Raw genomic sequence first — 17,917 nt, 5'->3', positions numbered from 1 at the left:
GCGACGTCGTTCCGACCTCATCCGTTGGATAGAGACGACGTCTGCACAGGAGAGCCCATGCGTGATAGTTCCGAAAGCTCCCTGGTCCGGGAACTCGCCCCCTATCGAACGTCTAGCACCGCGCGCAGCCTGTTCGAGCTGGCGATCACGGGCGTCCCCTTTGTCACCCTTTGGGTCCTGACCTGGGCGGCCGTCGATGCCGGCCGGTGGGAGAGCTTGCTGCTGACAATACCGGCCGCCGCGTTCCTCGTGCGCCTGTTCATGATCCAGCACGACTGCGGCCACGGGTCGTTCTTTGCCAACCGGCGGGCCAATGCCTGGGTCGGCCGCTGCATCGGTGTGCTGACACTGACGCCCTTCGGGGCCTGGAAGCGCGCCCACGCTTTGCACCATGCCGGGTCGGGCAATCTCGACCGACGCGGCGTCGGAGACATCGACACCTTGACGGTGGAGGAATACCAGGCGCTGAGGCCGGGCCGCCGCCTGCTCTATCGGCTGTATCGGCATCCGGTGGTGATGTTCGGCATTGGCCCGGCGTACCTGTTCCTTCTCCGCCATCGCCTACCCCCTGATGGGCAAATGAAAAACGGCTGGCAGCCGTGGGCCAGCGTCATGGCCACCAACGCCGCCGTCGCCGCCGTTCTAACCGGGCTCATGGCACTGTTGGGGGTGGGGCCGGTGCTGATCGTCCAGGTGCCGATCACGCTGATCGCCGGGGCCATCGGCATATGGCTGTTCTATGTCCAGCATCAGTTCGACGGCACGGTGTGGAGCCACGGCGATGCCTGGGTGTTTCACGAGGCCGCCCTGCACGGCAGCTCCCACTACGATCTGCCGCCCGTCCTGCGGTGGCTGACCGCCAATATCGGCATCCATCACGTCCACCACCTTTGCGGTCGTATCCCCTATTACCGCCTGCCCGAGGTCCTGCGCGACTACCCCGAACTCGCCGCCCTGGGGCGCCTGACCCTTCGTGAAAGCCTGGGATCGGCCCGTCTCGCCCTGTGGGACGAGAAGGCTCGCCGCCTGGTGTCCTTCCGCGAAGCATTCCCGGTCCCTCGGCCTCCAATCCAAAAAGGTTCGGGGGTGACTGGCTGGACAGTCGGGGCGGAGTCCAGCCGTTGAAATTTTTCTCGGCGGTACGGAGGACGAAGATGAGGAAAACACTCCACAAAATGCCGACAACCGCCTTCTTGGGCCTGCTTTGTGCCTTCGGTGCACTAGTCTTGAGCGTGCCCGTTGCGGATGCGGTCGCTCCACCACCGGGCCTCGGCGCTCAGTCCGGCGGGGCGCTGGTCCAGACGGCGGCATACGACCGCACGGTCGAACAGATTCAGCGGGCCTTGAACCGCGCGGGCTATGAGGCCGGTCCCGTGGACGGTGTTTTGGGACCCAGGACGCGGCGCGCGATCCGCCAATACCAGCGGGACAAGGGCCTGCCGATTACCGGACAGCCAACCGCCGCTTTGTCGCGACACCTCGACGCCCAGGCGGCCGAGGCCAGCGGAGGCCGTGGCGGCTCGGCTCAGGAAACGATCGAGCTTCCGCCAGACGTCATTGAAGGGTTCTACATCACCTTGGACGACGTGCGTGCCAGAAGTGATGAGGTTTACGACGTTCTCGCCGGTGCCGCCGGCGACCCGATTTCGAAGGAAGATTTCGTCGCAACGCGGTTGCCGGACAAGGTTGTTCCTGAAGACACCGACGAAGACCTGCTTCGCAGGCTGTTTGGCGTTCTCGACATGAATGGTGACGGGCAGTTGACCCGAGCGGAGTGGAACGAGCGGATCGAGAGCGACCTGGCGTTTGCCGACGAAAACGAGGATGGCAAGATCACGCTCCAGGAACTCTCTCGCGCGCGCGAGAACATCAGCGTTGGCGATGTACTGGGAATTATTTTCTGAGGGGCGATGCGGCCCGGCGGGTCAGGAGGGTGGTTGACTCAAGTGCCGTCCTCCTCCTTGGGCGGACCGGAGATCTGGTCGCCGAGGACGTCCTCGACGTAGGCCATTCGGACAATGACAAACAGAGCGACCAACAGCGGCGTCGCCAGGACCATGCCCGGGAACCCAAGCAGCACCCCCATTGCGACGGCCGTGAAGATCGTCAGGGCAGGGGGCAGGGCGACGGCGCGTTTCTGGATGAGCGGTTGTAGAATGTTACCCTCTATCTGCTGCACGACGAGGTAGAGCAGGGCCACCCACAGCCCCAGATGCGGGCTGTCGCCCAGGGCGACGAGTACGGCCGGGATTGCCGCCAGAACGGGTCCGATGAAGGGAATGAAGTTGAGCAATCCCGACAGCACGGCCAAGGCTATGGGCAGTGGCGCACCCAGGACCATCAGCCCGACGAAGGTCATCGCCCCCACCGCCAACATGACGATCACCTGGCCTTTCATCCAGTCGCGCATGGCGCCAGCCACCGCCAGAAGCACCTCGCCCACGCGCTGACGCTTGTCGACCGGAAACAGGTGGAGCACGCCGCGCTGATACAGTCCGGGATCAAGGGCGAGGAACAGCGCGACAATCAGGGCAACAAGGAGGTTTGTGACGGCCCCCATGGCGGTCGAGGCAACGCTGGTGACGCGGCTGAAAATGTCCCCGCCGCCGTCATCGCTCTGCCGGAGCATCTGCTCGACCCACGGCAGGCCCCTCAGCCAGCTTTCGGCGTGGTCGACGGCAGCGGGGAGCTGTTCGAGCAGGCGGGCGAATTCGCTGGCGACCTGCGCCCCCATCAGGGTGCCGGCGACGCCAACGACCACCACCACGGCCAGAACGACCAGCAGTACGGCCACCTTCGCGTTGACCCCGGTCCACCGGACGGCGGCGTTGGCGCCCGCGCGCAAAATGACGGCGATCAGGATGCCGCCGAAGATCATGAGGAGCAGAGCCGATAACTGAAGAACCAGGGCTACCAGCGCTACCGTGACCAGAATTGCGGCAAGACGCTTGAGGAATGGTCCAAAGGCCCGATCTGCGGTCACAGGTTTCCCCTTGGCAGCAACGGAGGGTGCTCATGGAAAACGGCCGTCGCCCCCTTGCGTTCCGCCGCCGTCATGATACCGGCGGGGAATTGCATTCGACGGCGGTTCGGAGATACGGGCCGTAGGCTGCCCGGCCAGAAAAAGGTCCACCAGCGACATGAGGAAATGACCCTCATATGAGGTGGGTTCTGGACTTGATCGAGAACATTGAAGCGGCGAGGACGCCCCAGGATGAACAGTCAGTTTTCCATGTCGCGTAACATCACTCGTCGCGCAGACGTGCCAACCAGGCGAGGACGATGGGGGTTTCCTCCTAGGCGGCTTCATCCCTGGCTCCAAGCCAGGCATCAGGTCTGTCATCATCCATCGGCCGCGCCCCATCATTGTTGAGCAGCCTCAACATGAAGCACAAGCCACACCATCAACAGGTGGGGAAGGAACTCCGCTTACGATGAAGGCACGGCGGCGCACGTTCACGGCGGCCTACAAGCTGGCGATCCTCGCCGAGCTCGACAAAGCCAAGTTCGGCGAGACGGGCGCGGTGCTGCGGCGGGAGGGCCTGCGGATCGACGCCTGCATGGAGGACATCGACCATCAGGCACCGCGCGGCCTTGATCGGAACCTGACGGCGCGGCTCGCGAGCTGCCAGTGGATCCGGGACGGCCTGAACCTGTTGGTGACCGGCCCCACCGGCGCGGGCGAGACCTGGATCGCGTGCGGCTTGGCAATCAGGCGTGTCGCCAGAACCTATCGGTGCGCTATGCCCGGACGCCGCGCCTGCTGGAAGACATCATCCTCGCCCGAGCCGATGGCCGCTATCCGCGGCTCTCAAGGCCCTCGCCAAGGTCAACCTGCTTATCCTCGACGACTGGGGCGTCGCCCCATGACCGCGAAGCCGCGCCGTCATCTGCTTGAGGTGAACGACGATAGAGCCGGACGCGGCGCCACCATCATCACCAGCCAGTTGCCCTTCACCGACTGGCACGACGCTGTCGGCGACGCCACTCTGGCCGATGCCATCCTCGGTCGTCTCATCCACAGCGCCCACCGCATCGACTTCGTCAGCGAGCCCATGCGCCGCAAGGCCGCCGCAGACGCGATGGAGGCTTGACCCCGGCAGACACCTGTTCAGCCTTCGATGTATCCAGCAGGCCAGCCGGCGTCGTACCCCGAAAAATGCGCGCCTTCCTCTAGAAGGGGTGCGCGCAATCACTGGAATGGGCACTCAAGTCATGGCCCCAACTGCGCGAAGCGGTGCGTCAACCCGACGTCCACCACATGCCAGGATGCGCTGTTCGCCGGCACCTACGGTGGCGGCGAAACTCGCGGGCGATGTCAATTCCGCTTAGCGGTCGCCGTTGACTGACCGCTCCGCCGACGAGCCTGAAGGTGGCGATCTGCACGAAGGTATCAGGCTGACGTCGCCGGCACAGCTGTAGCGGGTTTACTTCTCTGTAAGGTAGATCTTTCTCCTGTATAAGTTCAAAGATAGTTATTGCAGGAGAGGGTCATAATGTCTGTCCGGGCAAGAGAAGAATACGCAGAGTTCCTGACCACCGCTGACGTGGCTAAGCGCCTCGGCGTGACTGACCGCACTGTTCGAAACTGGATTAACGAACAGCGCGTCCATGCAATTAAGATCGGTGCGCGGGAGTGGCGTATTCCAATATGGGCTCTCGAGCGCTTTCTTTATAGCGGGAGGTGGTAACGTGGCCATTTCCGCTGTTTCCGACAATTCCTTTATTTTCCGCGCCTTGGCCGGTTGGGGGAACATTGGCGGACTCCACCCGCATGGGGTGGAATGCGCAAATCTTCCTCTTTTTCCGTTACTTCCGTCGTTTCCGTCCTTTCGCGTCCTTTCGACCTCTCTCGGTTCCCCGAGGCGGGTTTTCGAGTGGTCGGCCTCGGTCGGCGGCGGCTCTGGCGTGCCGCCGACCGAGGCGGGCGTTGAAGCCTGAAGGAAGCCGACGATGAACATGCTTGTGACTGCCCCGACCGTTGAGGACCTGGCCCGCCACGTGGAAACCGGCCTGTCGGAACTCTCGATGGATGAGCGCCTGGAGATCGCGCGTAGCCTGCGGCAGATCGCGCGCTGGTGCGGCGGAACGCCGGAGGCGATGCCGGCGCGCCGCACGGACATCCATGCGCTGGCCGCCAAGCTGAACCCCGTCATCCTGGGGGTCTCGGAGTCGACGCTCGTGGAAACGACGGCCGAAGGGCTTCGCGCCTTCGAATTGATGCCGACCCTGGAGCGTCGGAGAACGAAGCGATCGAACAGCTTGCCGCCGCCCTGGGGACCGCTCATGACGAGTCTGCGCGACCACGGCAAGACGTGGGTTGTCCAGCAACTCGGCCAGTTCGTGTGCTTCTGCGCCGAGCATGGCATCGCGCCCGAAGACGTCAGCATCAGCTCCTTTGAGGCATGGCGGTCCTGGCGCGAAGTGGGCGGGGGCAGCGCTGCGGCGGATCCCTCGGCGGCGGTCCATAAGGGGATTGACGGCTGGAATCACGCCGCCCAGAACATCCCGGGCTGGCCACGACATACTATCGGTCATCCGCCCAGGCGCTCCGTCGACCCGGCGATCAGCTTGCTGGCGACGTCACCGACGTTTGAAGACTTGGCGCAGTACGTCGAGACCTCCGACATCCCGCCGGCACAGCGAAAGCGGATGGCAGGCGCGGTGCGCAGGATCGCCCACTGGTGCGGTCGTGTCCCCGAAGAAATGCCGGCTCGCCTGAAAGACGTGCGGCCGCTAGTGGGCGACCTGCATCCCGCCCGCCTCGGCGTCTCGCCGAAGACCCTCGCGAACACCAAGACGCTGATGCGGCGAGCTTTCGAGATGGCTGGGGGCATGGACACGCGCCCGAAAACGAAGCGGACTGATGATCTGCCGGCGGCCTGGAAGGATCTGTTTGCGCGACTGCAACAGGACGGGAAAAGCTGGGTTGCCCCGAAGCTCAGCCAGTTCGTGCGCTTCTGCGTCGAGGGCGGGATAGAACCCGATGAGGTTTGCGATGATACCTTTTCGAGATGGCTTGCCTGGCGGGAGGCCGGCACGGGATGCCTTGCGAAGGATCCCGCGCATGCTGTGCATCAAGGAATGCAGGCATGGAACGCGGCGGCCAGAACCGTCTCCGGCTGGCCGCAGACCGAGATCCATCGCCCGTCGCGACGCGTCACCGTCAATATCGACCTGGCGATACTGCCGCAGAGCTTCCGCGATCAACTTGAGACCTTCAAGCGCCTCACCACCATCGACGCCCGCGAGCAGTCGTTGGTCGAGGAGGTTCTCGACGTGTTCGACGAGGGAGAGGGCGAAACGCCAGACGGCTGCAAGAAGGTCCAGCGACGAACCGTTGAAGCCATGGAGGAGTACATCAAGCTGGCCGCTACTGCGCTCGTAAAGAGCGGGATCAAGCCCCCCGGCGACATCCGCGGCTTGGCTGACGTGGCGACGCCGCAGGCGGCCCGTCTGGCCATCAACGACATGGCGAAAAGACGCGGGAGGGTCACCGAGTATGCCCTGTCGTTCGCGAAACGTCTCCACAACGTTGCGCATCGTCTGGAGTACCACGGGTGGAATGCGATCTCCGAAGATGATCGGAGGGCCTGGAACACCCTTCTCGGCAACGCGAAACTGAAGAAGCTGGCGCCGAAGGGGCTGACACCGAAGAACCGCGAGCGCCTGGGCCAACTCTTGGCCGAGCCGAACATCCATCGCGTCATGAGCCTGCCGTTCGCAGTGTTCGAAGACCTTGAGACGCAGCGGAAGGCGCGGCGCAGTGTGACCATCCCGATGGCGCGCAAGATGGAGAAGGCTATCGCTCTCCTTCTGCTCCAGATCCTTCCGCTGCGGCGAAAAAATCTGACCAGCGTCAGGTTTGGCGAGAATTTACTGCCACCCACTTTCTGCAAGGGTCCCGGCCGCCTTTACTTCTCTGCCGAAGAAGTGAAGAACGACAAGCCGGTCGACGTGACCATCAGCCCTGACAAGTGGCGAATGATCCAGGTCTACCGTAGTCACTACCGCCCGCTGCTGTGCGTCAATGCCGTCAGCAACGGCTACCTGTTCCCGGCCCGCGACGGCAACGGCCATCTTTCGTACCAGCACATGGCCAGAACCGTGGCAGCGGCCGTGAAAGACGCCACCGGCCTCACCATGAACATGCACCTGTGGCGCCACTTTATCGCAGCCCTCTGGCTTCGGCTGAACCCGAAGTCTTACGAGATGGTCCGGGTCTTCCTCGGCCACGCCCAAGGCTCCAGGGCCACGGCGCGCTACGCGGAACTCGAGACGATGTTCGCCGCCGAACTCGCAGACAAGGAGTTCGAGAAGCTCCGTCATCGGCGCAAGCCCAAGCCTCGAACGGAGAGGAAATGGAAACGCTAACCGTTGATCAATGGCCCGACGAGCGGCGCTGCGCGTTTGAGCGCGGCGTGCGCCGGGCCCGATGGCAGTCTTATTGTAGCGCGACAATTAGGAAGGCCGGTGGGCGTCAACTACGATGGCCGGTCGCCGTGATGGGATGACGATGGTGGCGCCGCGCAGCGGCGCCGGCAAGTCTAATTGTCGCCGGTCTCCGATGTAGTTGTCGCCGGGCGACAATTATCCGCGTCGGTAGTTGTCGCGGATGGTGCGGCGTCCCTGCCGACCGCGGTTCGGCGCCGGTAGCTCTCGACGTTCAACTCGAAGATCGTGGCGTGGTGGACCAGCCTGTCGATGGCGGCGATGGTCATGGCCTTGTCAGGAAAGATCCGGTCCCACTGGCCGAACGGCTGGTTGGCCGTGATCAAGAGCGACCGTCGCTCGTAGCGGGCGGCGATCAACTCGAACAGGACGCTGGTCTCGGCCTGGCTCTTTTCGACGTAGGACAGGTCGTCGAGGATCAGCAGGTCGTACTTGTCCAGCTTGTCGATGGCGCTCGCCAGGGCGAGGTCCTGCCGGGCCGTCTGGAGGCGCTGGACGAGATCGGTCGTCCTGGTGAACAGGACGCGGAACCCGTTGTCGATGAGCGTGTGGCCGAGGGCGGCGCTGAGGTGGGTCTTCCCGCCGCCGGGCGGACCGAAGAACAGCAGGTTCTTGCCCTGGTCCAGCCAGCCGTCGCCGGCAGCGAGCGCCATGACGTGGGCCTTGCTGACCATCGGCACCGCCGAGAAGTCGAAGGTGTCGAGGGTCTTGCCCGAAGGCAGCCTGGCCGCCACGAGGTGCCGCTGGATGCGCCGGCGCTCCCGTTCCGCGAGTTCGAGTTCAGCCAGCGTCGCCAGGAAACGGCTGGCGGGCCAGCCTTCCATGTCGGCGCGCTCGGCGAATTCCTCCCAGAACTGCTTGATGGTCGGCAGCCGCAACTCGGTGAGGAGCAGCGGCAGCTTGGCGATGTCAACCGAGATGCTCATCGGCCGGCTCCCGCGACGAGGATGTCGTAATCCGATGCCGACGGCAGCGCCACCGTCACGTTCGGGATCGTGCCGCCGCTAACCGGGAAGGTCATCCGCAGAAGGGCCAGGTCGGGAAGCCGTCCGTGGTCGAGATCCTCGCCCAGTCGCCGTGCCAGATCCGCCTCGCAGCCGGCGTCGTGCGCCAGGGCCAGTAGGCCGACCATGGTCCGGCAGGCGACGCGCGGGTCCATGGAGGCCATCATGGCATCCCAGGCCCGCCGGTATTCGGTCCGGGGGAACAGGTGGTCCCGGTAGACCAGGTTCTGGAAGGCCTGGGGCTTGCGTCGCAAGCTGTGGATGACGTGGCGGTAGTTGACGACGTAGCCATGGCCGTTGCCGGAGGGCGCGCGACCGCGTGGCAGGGTCAGAACGGGGGTGCCGCCGAGGAAGCCTTCAAGCCGGTCGTCGTGGATGCGCAGGCGGAGATGGTGGCCGATGAACTGCGACGGCGCCGTGTAAAAGACCCGGCGCAGGACGAAGCCGCCGGCGCTGGTCACCAGCACCCGGGCCTCTTCGTAATCCATCGTCCGGCGCGGCGGCAGGCTGCGGAGAACCGGCTTCTCGACGGCCAGCATCTCGCGGCGACGGGCATTGGCCCGCCCCACCACCTCGGCGACGAAGCGGCGGTAGGCCTCCAGATCAGGGAAGTCCCGGCTCCCGCGCAGCAGAAGGGCCTGGTCGAGAGCCCTCTTGAGGTGGCCGTTCCGGCTCTCGATAGCGCCGTTCTCGTGGGCGACGCCGCGGTTGTTGCGGCTCGCGACCATGCCGTAGTGGTCACAGAGACCTTGATGACGCTCCGTCATGTCCCGGGCGGCCTCCTTGTCGAGGTTCCGGAAGGCAGCCGACAGGCTGTCGGTGCGATGTTCGGCCGGGACACCGCCGAGGGACCACAGGGCGTTCTGGAGACCGGCGGCCAAGGCGATGAAGCTCTCGCCGCCCAGCACCACCTCGGCGTACTCCCAGCCCGAGTAGGCCAGGGTGAAATGGTAGAGCCGGTGCGCGAGCGGCGCCCCGTTGATGATCACCGCCAGCTCGGCGGCATCGGTGAAGTCCGACAAGGCCATCCGGCCGGGCGGGTTGGCCTGGCGAAAGATGACCTCCTTCTCCGGCCCCTTCAGCGCGCGCCATTCCCGAATCCGGCGCTCCAGGGTCCGCCGGCGCGACGGCCAATTCTGATCCGGATAGCGCCGCTCCAGCTCCTCGAAGATGGTGACCGCCTTCAGGCCGGGCGCGCCCTCCAGCATCGGCAGGATGTCCGTCTCCCAGACGTCCTCCAGCGGATCCTCGCGGGTGCGCCAGTGGCGATGATCCCGTTTCTGGGAAGGAAGGCGCGGGTCCCGGTCGATCCGCCGGGCCGTCCTCTCGCTGAACCCGGCCTTCGCGGCCGCGACTCGCTGCGTGTGTTGTCCTCGGTGCTTCATGTAGAGTTTCACCTGATGGTCCGTGATGTGGGTTCCAGGCACCGGCGGTCTCTTCTTGGTCGTTGAGAACCGCCAGTGTCTCCCATCACGGCCGTCGGCGGGGTCTATGAAGACCGCGCACCGCAGGGGGCGACCTCCGGCCGGGCTACGCCCGCCCTACGGTCACCCCCTGCGGCCATCGTAATTGTCGGCAGAGCGGCCATCCTGGTTGTCGCTGGGCAGTCTTATCACGCCGCACGGGTTCGGCGCGCCCTGGAGCTATGGTTCGGCGCCTACAGCGATCCGTCTGCGGAGCACCTCGCGGCCTTCCAAGCCGCCCTCCGTTCCACATACACGGAGGCCTCCGCACGCACATATTTGACCTGTGCCGTGCAGGGGCTTTCCTTCCTTTATCCCAACCTCGACTGGGCAGCCCTGTGCAAGCAGATCAGGCGTCGGCCGGCAGTGCGGCAACGCCCCCGGCCGGCACCTGTCGATTCGATGCGCCACTGGCCGGCTGAGTGGCGAGTGCGGTGGGCCGCTGCCTTCACCGGCAGCGAAGAGTGGCTTAGCGAGCATGCTCATCCCGCTCAGCAATGGTCGCCGGCTTTCAAGACGCGCATTGCCAGCCACCTGACCAGATACCGGAACTGGCTGTCGAAGCATGACCCTGCCGGACATCCGCTCAGAGCCTACGCGGAGTCGATGACCGGCTACGCATCGACGTCGATGACGACTTGGCTCGAAAGCCTAGTCTACGGGCTGGCAATCGTCGAGCCGGACCGGGACCTGTCATCGCTGCGCGAGGCGGCACGCGCAGCTAAACGGAGGGCCCGAGCTCGCGACAAGGGAGCACGGATGGCGACGTTGGAAGACCTCCGCACGCTCGGTCGTCAGCTCCGGGCGGAAGCGGACAGCATGCCGTTCGGCGCGCATGCTGCCACCCGCTACCGCGACGGACTGGCGATCTCGCTGCTTGCTGCCCGCCCGGTCCGGATAAGAAACTTCGCCAGCCTCCGGCTCGGAAAGTCGTTGATCGAAGCCGACGGCGTGTTTCAGATGTTCTTCGCGGACACGAAGAATGGAGATCCTTGGTCTGCCCCAATCCCCGTCGACGTGCAGCCGGGGCTGGAACGCTGGCTCCAGGCGTATCGGCCTCTTCTGATTGGCAACAAGGATGACGGGTCCGTCTGGCTCGGGATGGACGGTGAAGCCCTGAGAGCAAGCCATCTTTCGGGACGGACCCGGCAATGGGCGCAGAAGCGACTCGGAAAAGCTGTCTCCGCCCATTTGGCTCGGTCAGCGTTCATGACGGATCTCTGCGCGATCGATCCCGAGAACATCACTATCGGTCAAGTGATGCTGGGTCACCGGGACAAGTCCACGAGCGCCAGATTCTATGAGCAAGGTAAGTCACGCCATGCCGCCGCGCATCTCGACACCGCTCTCGATGCCTTCAGGATGCCGCCGGCGGCGAAAACCAGAAAGCCAAAAGTGCGATGACCACGGACCGTGGCAGCGGGCGCTTTACACCGGACGACACTCGAAATCGTACACCTGTCGTCCGACAAGGCCCACCGGCCGTCGCGCCTCGTGGCGCGTAAGACTGCGTGCCGCTTGAACGCAGCCTCGATGATTTCAATCATCGAGGCGTATTAGTGGCCGGAATAGTCGGCACCGCCTCATGGTTACAGATGCCGCGCCACCGCACCGCGCCCCTCCGCACTGTCATGGCCGGCGTCAGGTGCCCGGAAGACCACACCGATGTCGCGGCGGCGCAGGTCCGTGCGTTTGCGCTCCGAGACCCGGGTCATGTCGACGCCCAGCACCCAGGGCATGACCGCCGCACGGCGCCTTCAGCCCGCCGATGACGGAGATGAGTGAGGACTTACCGGAGCCCGACGGTCCGACCGCGGCGACGATCTCGCCGGGCGTGGGCGTCAGGGTCATGCCGCGCAGAACATCCACCACACCCTCGGGCGCGGGGTAAGTGTCTTTCAATGACTACGGCGACTGGTGTTGGCGGTCAGGCGGCCTGCTGGTCGTCCTGAGGCTGCCCGATGTTCCACGGCAGCAGGTCGTCGATCCGGTTGATCGGGTGGTCGGCGATCCGGGTCAGCACCGCAGTGAGATAGGCTTGCGGGTCAAGGCCGTTCAGCCGCGCGGTCTCGATCAGTGTTTAGACGGCCGCCGCGCGGTGGCCGCCGGCGTCGGAGCCGGCGAAGAGGTAGTTTTTCCGGCCCAGAGCCAGCGGGCGGATGGCGCGTTCGGCGGCGTTGTTGCTGATCTCGTAGCGGCCGTCGCCGGCATAGCGGGTTAGCGCCGCCCAGCGCGTCAGGGCGTAGCGCATGGCGGCCGCCAGTGCGCTCTTGCCCGGCAGCTTGCGGAGGCTGGTGTCAAAGAAAGTCTTTACCGCCTCCAGCCGGGGCAGGCTCTCCGCCTGGCGCACGCGCAGGCGCTCGTCGGCGAGGCGGCCGGTGATCCGGCGCTTCACGTCGAACAACGCGCCGATCAGTTCCAGGGGCCGGGCGGCGATGGGTGATCCTGTCGCGGCATGGACGGCGTGGATCCTGCGGCGCACAAGCGCACAGCATGCCACCTCGTGCACGGACGCGGGGCCGTCGTCTCCCGCCTCGTACAGCTTGTTGAAGCCGGCATAGCCATCGGCGTGCAAAAGGCCGCGAAAGCCCTGCAACTCGGTCTGTGGATGGATGCCCTTGCGGTCCGGCGTATAGCGGTAAAGCACGGCCGGCGGCGCCGGACCGGCATGGGGACGTTCGTCGCGCAGGTAGACCCATTGTCGCGCTTGGCGGGTCTTGCCGGCGCCCGGGCTGAGCACCGGCACCGGCGTGTCGTCGGCGTGCAGGGCACCGCCGGCCCGTACGTGACGGCCGATCGCCTCGACCAGCGGCGCCACCATGTCGGCGACCCTGCCGAGCCAGCCCGCCAGGAGCGCCCGGGGCAGCGTCACGCCCTCTCGGGCGTAGATCTGGCTCTGGCGGTACAGCGGCAGGTGGTCGCAGTATTTCGACACCAGGACATGCGACAGCAGGGCTGAAGACGGCAGGCCGCGCGCCACTGGCAGCGATGGCATCGCCGTCTGCACCATGCTCTCGCAAGACAGACACGACAGCGCCGGGCGCGATTTCCTGCATTTTCGGATATTTGGCTCCGCCTTGGAATCCCCCCGATTTCAATGCCTTCGACGTTTTTCAGGGCCGACCATCTACACGCTGATCGAGACGGCCCGCATGAACGGCCTCGACCCCGAGGCCTACCTGACGACCGTCCTCACCCGCATCCCGCAGCACCCGATCAACCGCATCGACTAGCTCCTGCCGTGGAACATCAGCCTCGACGAGGCCGACCGGAAAGCCGCCTGATCGTCAAGCCGTTGCTGCCGTAGCCGGGACGCGACGCTTACGACCCATTCGCCCAATAGAAAGATCGGACACTCCCGGCCATTCCTTCCGGACCTAACCGAGGCAGGATTAGGCTGCCAGTCCGCCAATCCCGAGTGCTACATTAGTCTTGTTGATCGAAATATGCGCTTCAGCTTCCAGCCCGGTAAGGGCGCGGATGGCGTCGATGGTTTCGGGAATAACGATCGCTTGGTTGTCCACCATGTAGGCGTAGAACAGTTCGTCGTCTTGCACCTTCAGCATGTCGCTCCACAGCGCCACCTCATAAAGGTTGTCGTGCGGGCGGCCGAGATCCGCCATCATCTCCTTAACCGTGTTGATGGCGGTCAAGCCATCGCCCATGCGGACAAACGCGATGCGCGAGGAAGACCGGAAAACCTCAAGGATCTCATCTCTGTTGGCCGACCGGGTCATGAGCTATGGCGGAAAGTGGGTGACAGCCTGAGAAGGGGGTGGCGTATCGTGGAGGTGTCTTACGCCTTCCACATCTCCAACAAGGGAGTGATACGCCATGACCGACGATACCGTTGTCGCCCTGCGCCAGCCAGGGGAAACCGACGATCCGCTGACCGAGGTTCTGCGTGCCGGGGCGCGGCAGCTTTTGGCGCAAGCCGTGGAGGCCGAGGTCGCGGCCATGCTTGCCGAGCATGAACACCTGACGACGGAAGACGGCCGGCGGCGCCTGGTCCGTCACGGCCACGGCCCGGAGCGCGAGATCCTGACGGGCATCGGCCCCGTTCCCGTGCGACGGCCGAAGGTGCGGGACCGTGGCGCCGATGGAGAAGGCCGCATTCGCTTCACCTCTGCCATCCTGCCGCGGTTCGCCCGACGCACGCGGTCCATCGACGCCGTCCTGCCGACGCTCTACCTGCGCGGCCTGTCGAGTGGCGACTTCCAGGACGCCCTGGAGGCGCTGCTTGGCAAGGAGGCGCCCGGCCTGTCGCCGCAGGTGATCAGCCGCCTGAAGGCGGAATGGCAGGCCGAATACGACCGCTGGCGCAAGCGCGACCTGACGGCCCGGCAGTACGTCTACATCTGGGCCGATGGCGTCTACCTCCAGGGCCGCATGGAAGACGAGAAGCAGAGCATCCTCGTCATCATAGGTGCCACGCCGGAAGGCCGGAAGGAATTGGTCGGTTTCCAGGCCGGCTTTCGCGAAAGCGCCCAGAGCTGGCGCGAACTGCTCAACGACATCAAGGGGCGCGGCCTCGCCCAGGGGCCGAAGCTCGCCATCGGCGACGGCGCGCTGGGGTTCTGGAAGGCGCTCGACGAGGTTTATCCCGGCGCCCGCCATCAGCGCTGCTGGGTGCACAAGACGGCTAACGTCCTCAACAAGCTGCCGAAGTCGCGCCAGAGGGCGGCCAAGGAGGATCTCCACGCCATCTGGATGGCCGACGGCCGCGCCGAAGCCGAGGCGGCCATGGACACCTTCGAGGCCAAGTATGGCGCGAAGTACCCCCAGGCCGTCGGCTGCCTGACCAAGGACCGCGTCGCCCTGCTGGCCTTCTACGACTTCCCGGCCGAGCACTGGCAGCACGTGCGAACCTCAAACCCCATCGAGAGCGTCTTCGCCACCATCCGGCACCGCACCGTGCGCACCAAGGGCTGCCTGTCGCACAAAACCGCCCTGGCGATGGTCTTCAAGCTGGTCACCGCCGCCAGCAAGACCTGGCGCCGACTGTCGGGCAACAACCGCTTGCCCCAGGTGATCAAGGGTGTCAGGTTCCGCGACGGCATTCAGGTGAAGAACGCCGACCAATCCGCCGCCGCCTGATCATGCCGTCACCCACGATTGGTCATAGCTCCCGGGTCATCTGCACCGACCAGTAGTGCAGGTGTGCCATTGTCTCCGGCACCTTCACCGCCATCGTCACCACGTCGAGATCGGGATCTACACTCTGAGCGTCCGGCCCCTGATGGCTGGGGATCTCTGCCTCCGGTACAAGGGTATTCATGATGCCGCCGAGATGGCTTTCCCACGGGTCCGTCGCACGGCGTAGGAGCGTGCCACGGGCCCTCCTGAGCAGACCGGCCCGCTTGAGCGCTGTCAGCGTGCGGACAATCGAGGTGGTGTTGCACGAGACCACCCGGGTGCAGTCTCTCCCGATTGCGCCGGCGAAGCTCGCCTCGGCGACAAAGGAATGCCCCGTCACCTCGTGCTTCTCACCCCCTTGGACAAGAAACTTTTTGCCGCGGCGACGATAGAGTTCAACGTTCTTCGCCGCAACCTTCTTCGGCGTGCAGTCCACAATTACATCGGTATTGTCAAGCAGGTCCTCGAGATTACCCGCGACCTCCAAGCCGGCTTTTGCCATGGCTTCAGCGTGATCGGGCTCCGCCGAAAAGGTAAGCGTCTTCCAGCGGCTGCGGCGGCCGCCTGTTGACGGTCAGGCAGCCTTCTGGTCGTCCTGCGGCTGCCCGATGTTCCACGGCAGCAGGTCGTCGATCCGGTTGATCGGATGGTCGGCGATGCGAGCCAGCACCGTGGTGAGGTAGGCCTGCGGGTCGAGGCCGTTCAGCCGCGCGGTCTCGACCAGCGTGTAGATGGCCGCCGCCCGGCGGCCGCCGGCGTCGGAGCCGGCGAAGAGGTAGTTTTTCCGGCCCAGGGCCAGCGGGCGGATGGCCCGCTCAGCGGCATTGTTGCTGATCTCGCAGCGGCCGTCGCCTGCATAGCGGGTCAGCGCTGGCCAGCGCGTCAGGGCGTAGCGCATTGCGGCCGCCAGCTCGCTTTTGCCCGGCAGCTTGCGGAGGCTGGTGTCGAAGAAGGTCTTCACCGCCTCCAGCCGGGGCAGGCTCTCCGCCTGGCGCACGCGCAGGCGCTCGTCGGCTGGACGCCCGGAGATCCGGCGCTCCACGTCGAACAGCGCGCCGATCAGCTCCAGGGCCCGGGCGGCGATGGGTGATCCGGTCGCCGCATGGACGTCGTGGATCTTGCGCCGCACATGGGCCCAGCATGCCACCTCCTGCACGGACGCGACGCCGTCCTCTCCCGGCTCGTACAGCTTGTTGAAACCGGCATAGCCGTCGGCGTGCAGAAGGCCGCGAAAGCCCTGCAACTCGGTCTGCGGATGGATGCCCTTGCGGTCGGGCGTGTAGCGGTAAAGCACGGCCGGCGGCGCCGGGCCGGCATGGGGACGTTCGTCGCGCAGATAGACCCATTGTCGCGCCTGCCGGGTCTTGCCGGCGCCCGGGCTGAGCACCGGCACCGGCGTGTCGTCGGCGTGCAAGGCGTCGCCGGCGCGCACGTGGCGGCCAATCGCCTCGACCAGCGGCGCCACCAGGGCGGCCGTCCTGCCGACCCAGCCCGCCAGCAGCGCCCGGGGCAGCGTCACGCCCTCGCGGGCGTAGATCTGGCTCTGGCGGTACAGCGGCAGGTGGTCGCAGTATTTCGACACCAGGACATGCGACAGCAGGGCCGGCGACGGCAGGCCGCGCGCCACCGGCAGGGACGGCATCGGCGTCTGCACCATGCTCTCGCACGTCCGGCACGACAGCGCCGGACGGACATGGCGGATCACCCGGAAACGGCCGGGCACGTAGTCGAGGATCTCGGTCACGTCCTCGCCCACCGTGTGCATGGCGCCGCCGCAGGCCGGGCAGTCGTCGGCGGGATCATGACGGACCTCGTCGCGCGGCAGATGCTCCGGTAGGGCGCGGCGACGGCGCGCGGCAGGCTGGTCCGGGGCGTCGGCCTCGGTCGGCTCCGGCGGCGCTTCATCCTCTGCTTCGGCCGCTTCGGCCGCTTCGGCCTCCAGGTCCTCCAGGGCCAGTTCGAGCTGTTCGATCTCGCGGGACAGCTTCTCCGACGATCGCCCGAACGTCATCCGCCGCAGGCGGGCGAGTTGCACCTTCAGCTTCTCGACTTCCAGCGCCTTGGCGGTCAGGCCGGCCCTGGCCGCGGCCAGTTCCTCGGCCTGCGCGGCGATGATCGCCCGCAGGGCCTCGACGTCGTCGGGAAGCTGGGAAGACGGTGCGGAAGGCATGGCCGGATTCTAGCCGCAGAAGCCCTAAAAACCAAGGATTTCGGCGCCTTCCGGGGCTCGTCAGCCGGCTGTCTCCGGCCGCCATGTCCGCGTCGGCATGCGCCAGTCGATGCCCTCGATCAGCATGCTCAACTGGGCCGGCGTCAGCGCCGCCACGCCGCCCTCCGCCGACGGCCAGACGAAGCGTCCCTTCTCCAGCCGCTTGGTGAACAGGCAGAAGCCCTGGCCGTCCCAGGCGAGGATCTTGACCAGGTCGCCACGCCGCCCGCGGAAGACGAACAGGTGCCCCGAGAACGGGTCCTTCTTCAGGACCTCCTGCACCAGCATGGCGAGGCCGGGCATGCCCTTTCGCATGTCGGTCCGGCCGAGCGCCAGGTAGACACGCACGCCCGGCGGAACGGCGATCATGCCCCCTCCAGGGCCGCGACCAGCGTCCGCAACCGGGGTGGCGCGATGGTGGCCGGCACGATCAGGCGGCGCCCGTTGGTGAGCACGATCTCGACCGGAGACGGTTCCTCGGGCACGCGAGCGGCCGCCTCCTCCGGTGCCGTCACCTGGACGGGCAGAAAGCCGGGTGCGGCCGGAGCTGTCTTCCGGCACCAGCGCCCGAGGACGCTGGGATGAACACCATTCCGCCGCGCCACTGCGGCCACCGAAAGGCCGCTCTCGGCAACCTCTCTGACCATCCGCTC

Annotated in this window: 15 protein-coding genes and 4 pseudogenes; 8 read left to right on the top strand and 11 right to left on the bottom strand. The window is 65.8% G+C overall.

Annotated features, from left to right (window positions below; genetic code table 11):
• Positions 1-57 precede the first annotated feature (57 nt).
• Positions 58-1,125: a fatty acid desaturase gene (locus tag LG334_RS22570; RefSeq protein ID WP_404381712.1), complete on the top strand. Its 1,068-nt coding sequence runs from the start codon at positions 58-60 to the stop codon at positions 1,123-1,125.
• 29 nt (positions 1,126-1,154) lie between these two features.
• Positions 1,155-1,904 carry a peptidoglycan-binding protein gene (locus LG334_RS22565; RefSeq protein ID WP_404381710.1) on the top strand — a complete coding sequence of 250 codons (750 nt, stop codon included), beginning with the start codon at positions 1,155-1,157 and terminating at the stop codon, positions 1,902-1,904.
• A gap of 38 nt (positions 1,905-1,942) precedes the next feature.
• On the opposite strand, the gene LG334_RS22560 is transcribed toward LG334_RS22565, so the two are convergent.
• On the bottom strand, positions 1,943-2,983 hold the full coding sequence (locus tag LG334_RS22560; protein WP_404381708.1) for an AI-2E family transporter: 1,041 nt from the start codon (positions 2,981-2,983) through the stop codon (positions 1,943-1,945).
• Positions 2,984-3,434: 451 nt separating this feature from the next.
• Between LG334_RS22560 and LG334_RS22555 the strand changes: the two genes are divergently transcribed.
• The 3 genes from LG334_RS22555 to LG334_RS22545 all read left to right on the top strand — a co-directional run bounded on the left by LG334_RS22555 (position 3,435) and on the right by LG334_RS22545 (position 7,374).
• Positions 3,435-4,094: an ATP-binding protein gene (locus LG334_RS22555; RefSeq protein WP_404381706.1), complete on the top strand. Its 660-nt coding sequence runs from the start codon at positions 3,435-3,437 to the stop codon at positions 4,092-4,094.
• 402 nt (positions 4,095-4,496) lie between these two features.
• On the top strand, positions 4,497-4,691 hold the full coding sequence (locus tag LG334_RS22550) for a helix-turn-helix domain-containing protein (RefSeq protein WP_404381704.1): 195 nt from the start codon (positions 4,497-4,499) through the stop codon (positions 4,689-4,691).
• A gap of 262 nt (positions 4,692-4,953) precedes the next feature.
• Positions 4,954-7,374 (top strand): hypothetical protein, encoded by a 2,421-nt coding sequence (locus tag LG334_RS22545; RefSeq protein ID WP_404381702.1) that lies wholly within the window; start codon positions 4,954-4,956, stop codon positions 7,372-7,374.
• 173 nt (positions 7,375-7,547) lie between these two features.
• On the opposite strand, the gene istB is transcribed toward LG334_RS22545, so the two are convergent.
• Both istB and istA read right to left on the bottom strand, forming a co-directional pair.
• On the bottom strand, positions 7,548-8,378 hold the full coding sequence (gene istB / locus LG334_RS22540) for an IS21-like element helper ATPase IstB (RefSeq protein WP_404379162.1): 831 nt from the start codon (positions 8,376-8,378) through the stop codon (positions 7,548-7,550).
• Complete coding sequence (gene istA / locus LG334_RS22535) at positions 8,375-9,841, bottom strand: IS21 family transposase (RefSeq protein WP_404379163.1); 1,467 nt, start codon at positions 9,839-9,841, stop codon at positions 8,375-8,377. The genes istB and istA overlap by 4 nt, the downstream gene beginning before the upstream one ends.
• A gap of 369 nt (positions 9,842-10,210) precedes the next feature.
• Here istA and LG334_RS22530 point away from each other — a divergent pair, with 369 nt between their 5' ends.
• Positions 10,211-11,323 carry a hypothetical protein gene (locus LG334_RS22530; RefSeq protein ID WP_404381700.1) on the top strand — a complete coding sequence of 371 codons (1,113 nt, stop codon included), beginning with the start codon at positions 10,211-10,213 and terminating at the stop codon, positions 11,321-11,323.
• A 185-nt stretch (positions 11,324-11,508) separates the two neighbouring features.
• Here LG334_RS22530 and LG334_RS22525 read toward each other — a convergent pair whose 3' ends face one another.
• The 3 genes and pseudogenes from LG334_RS22525 to tnpC (LG334_RS22515) all read right to left on the bottom strand — a co-directional run.
• Complete coding sequence (locus LG334_RS22525; RefSeq protein WP_404386460.1) at positions 11,509-11,658, bottom strand: hypothetical protein; 150 nt, start codon at positions 11,656-11,658, stop codon at positions 11,509-11,511.
• 40 nt (positions 11,659-11,698) lie between these two features.
• Positions 11,699-11,770: pseudogene (locus LG334_RS22520) on the bottom strand (ABC transporter ATP-binding protein); the annotation flags it as partial.
• A gap of 76 nt (positions 11,771-11,846) precedes the next feature.
• Positions 11,847-12,971, bottom strand: a pseudogene (gene tnpC / locus LG334_RS22515) (IS66 family transposase); the annotation flags it as partial.
• A 73-nt stretch (positions 12,972-13,044) separates the two neighbouring features.
• Between tnpC (LG334_RS22515) and LG334_RS22510 the strand changes: the two are divergent.
• Positions 13,045-13,152, top strand: a pseudogene (locus tag LG334_RS22510) (transposase domain-containing protein); the annotation flags it as partial.
• A 159-nt stretch (positions 13,153-13,311) separates the two neighbouring features.
• Here the strand turns inward: LG334_RS22510 and LG334_RS22505 are convergent.
• Positions 13,312-13,572, bottom strand: a complete 261-nt coding sequence (locus LG334_RS22505; RefSeq protein ID WP_404381698.1) for a hypothetical protein — start codon at positions 13,570-13,572, stop codon at positions 13,312-13,314.
• A gap of 181 nt (positions 13,573-13,753) precedes the next feature.
• On the opposite strand from LG334_RS22505, the gene LG334_RS22500 reads away from it, so the two are divergent.
• Positions 13,754-15,016, top strand: a complete 1,263-nt coding sequence (locus tag LG334_RS22500; protein WP_404381696.1) for an IS256 family transposase — start codon at positions 13,754-13,756, stop codon at positions 15,014-15,016.
• A gap of 22 nt (positions 15,017-15,038) precedes the next feature.
• Here the strand turns inward: LG334_RS22500 and LG334_RS22495 are convergent.
• The 4 genes and pseudogenes from LG334_RS22495 to tnpA form a co-directional block, all read right to left on the bottom strand.
• Positions 15,039-15,575: pseudogene (locus LG334_RS22495) on the bottom strand (type II glyceraldehyde-3-phosphate dehydrogenase); the annotation flags it as partial.
• Positions 15,576-15,629: 54 nt separating this feature from the next.
• Positions 15,630-17,225 (bottom strand): IS66 family transposase, encoded by a 1,596-nt coding sequence (gene tnpC, locus LG334_RS22490; protein WP_404381160.1) that lies wholly within the window; start codon positions 17,223-17,225, stop codon positions 15,630-15,632.
• Positions 17,226-17,285: 60 nt separating this feature from the next.
• Entirely contained in the window at positions 17,286-17,633 is a 348-nt protein-coding gene (tnpB, locus tag LG334_RS22485; RefSeq protein WP_404379667.1) for an IS66 family insertion sequence element accessory protein TnpB, read from the bottom strand.
• On the bottom strand, positions 17,630-17,911 hold the full coding sequence (gene tnpA / locus LG334_RS22480) for an IS66 family insertion sequence element accessory protein TnpA (protein WP_404379507.1): 282 nt from the start codon (positions 17,909-17,911) through the stop codon (positions 17,630-17,632). The genes tnpB and tnpA overlap by 4 nt, the downstream gene beginning before the upstream one ends.
• Positions 17,912-17,917 lie beyond the last annotated feature (6 nt).

The organism is Caenispirillum salinarum (assembly GCF_044803115.1).
GTDB classification, from domain to species: Bacteria; Pseudomonadota; Alphaproteobacteria; order Rhodospirillales; family Rhodospirillaceae; genus Caenispirillum; species Caenispirillum salinarum_A.
This window is presented reverse-complemented; position numbering and strand designations above follow the sequence as displayed.

Bases quoted from the DNA above. Each gene is read 5' to 3' on its own strand.
- LG334_RS22570 (WP_404381712.1), top strand. From the start codon at position 58: ATGCGTGATAGTTCCGAAAGCTCCCTGGTCCGGGAACTCGCCCCCTAT.
- LG334_RS22500 (WP_404381696.1), top strand. From the start codon at position 13,754: ATGACCGACGATACCGTTGTCGCCCTGCGCCAGCCAGGGGAAACCGAC.
- tnpA (WP_404379507.1), bottom strand. From the start codon at position 17,911: ATGGTCAGAGAGGTTGCCGAGAGCGGCCTTTCGGTGGCCGCAGTGGCG.
- istB (WP_404379162.1), bottom strand. From the start codon at position 8,378: ATGAGCATCTCGGTTGACATCGCCAAGCTGCCGCTGCTCCTCACCGAG.
- tnpC (WP_404381160.1), bottom strand. From the start codon at position 17,225: ATGCCTTCCGCACCGTCTTCCCAGCTTCCCGACGACGTCGAGGCCCTG.
- LG334_RS22555 (WP_404381706.1), top strand. From the start codon at position 3,435: ATGAAGGCACGGCGGCGCACGTTCACGGCGGCCTACAAGCTGGCGATC.
- istA (WP_404379163.1), bottom strand. From the start codon at position 9,841: ATGAAGCACCGAGGACAACACACGCAGCGAGTCGCGGCCGCGAAGGCC.
- LG334_RS22550 (WP_404381704.1), top strand. From the start codon at position 4,497: ATGTCTGTCCGGGCAAGAGAAGAATACGCAGAGTTCCTGACCACCGCT.
- LG334_RS22545 (WP_404381702.1), top strand. From the start codon at position 4,954: ATGAACATGCTTGTGACTGCCCCGACCGTTGAGGACCTGGCCCGCCAC.
- tnpB (WP_404379667.1), bottom strand. From the start codon at position 17,633: ATGATCGCCGTTCCGCCGGGCGTGCGTGTCTACCTGGCGCTCGGCCGG.
- LG334_RS22525 (WP_404386460.1), bottom strand. From the start codon at position 11,658: ATGCCCTGGGTGCTGGGCGTCGACATGACCCGGGTCTCGGAGCGCAAA.
- LG334_RS22565 (WP_404381710.1), top strand. From the start codon at position 1,155: ATGAGGAAAACACTCCACAAAATGCCGACAACCGCCTTCTTGGGCCTG.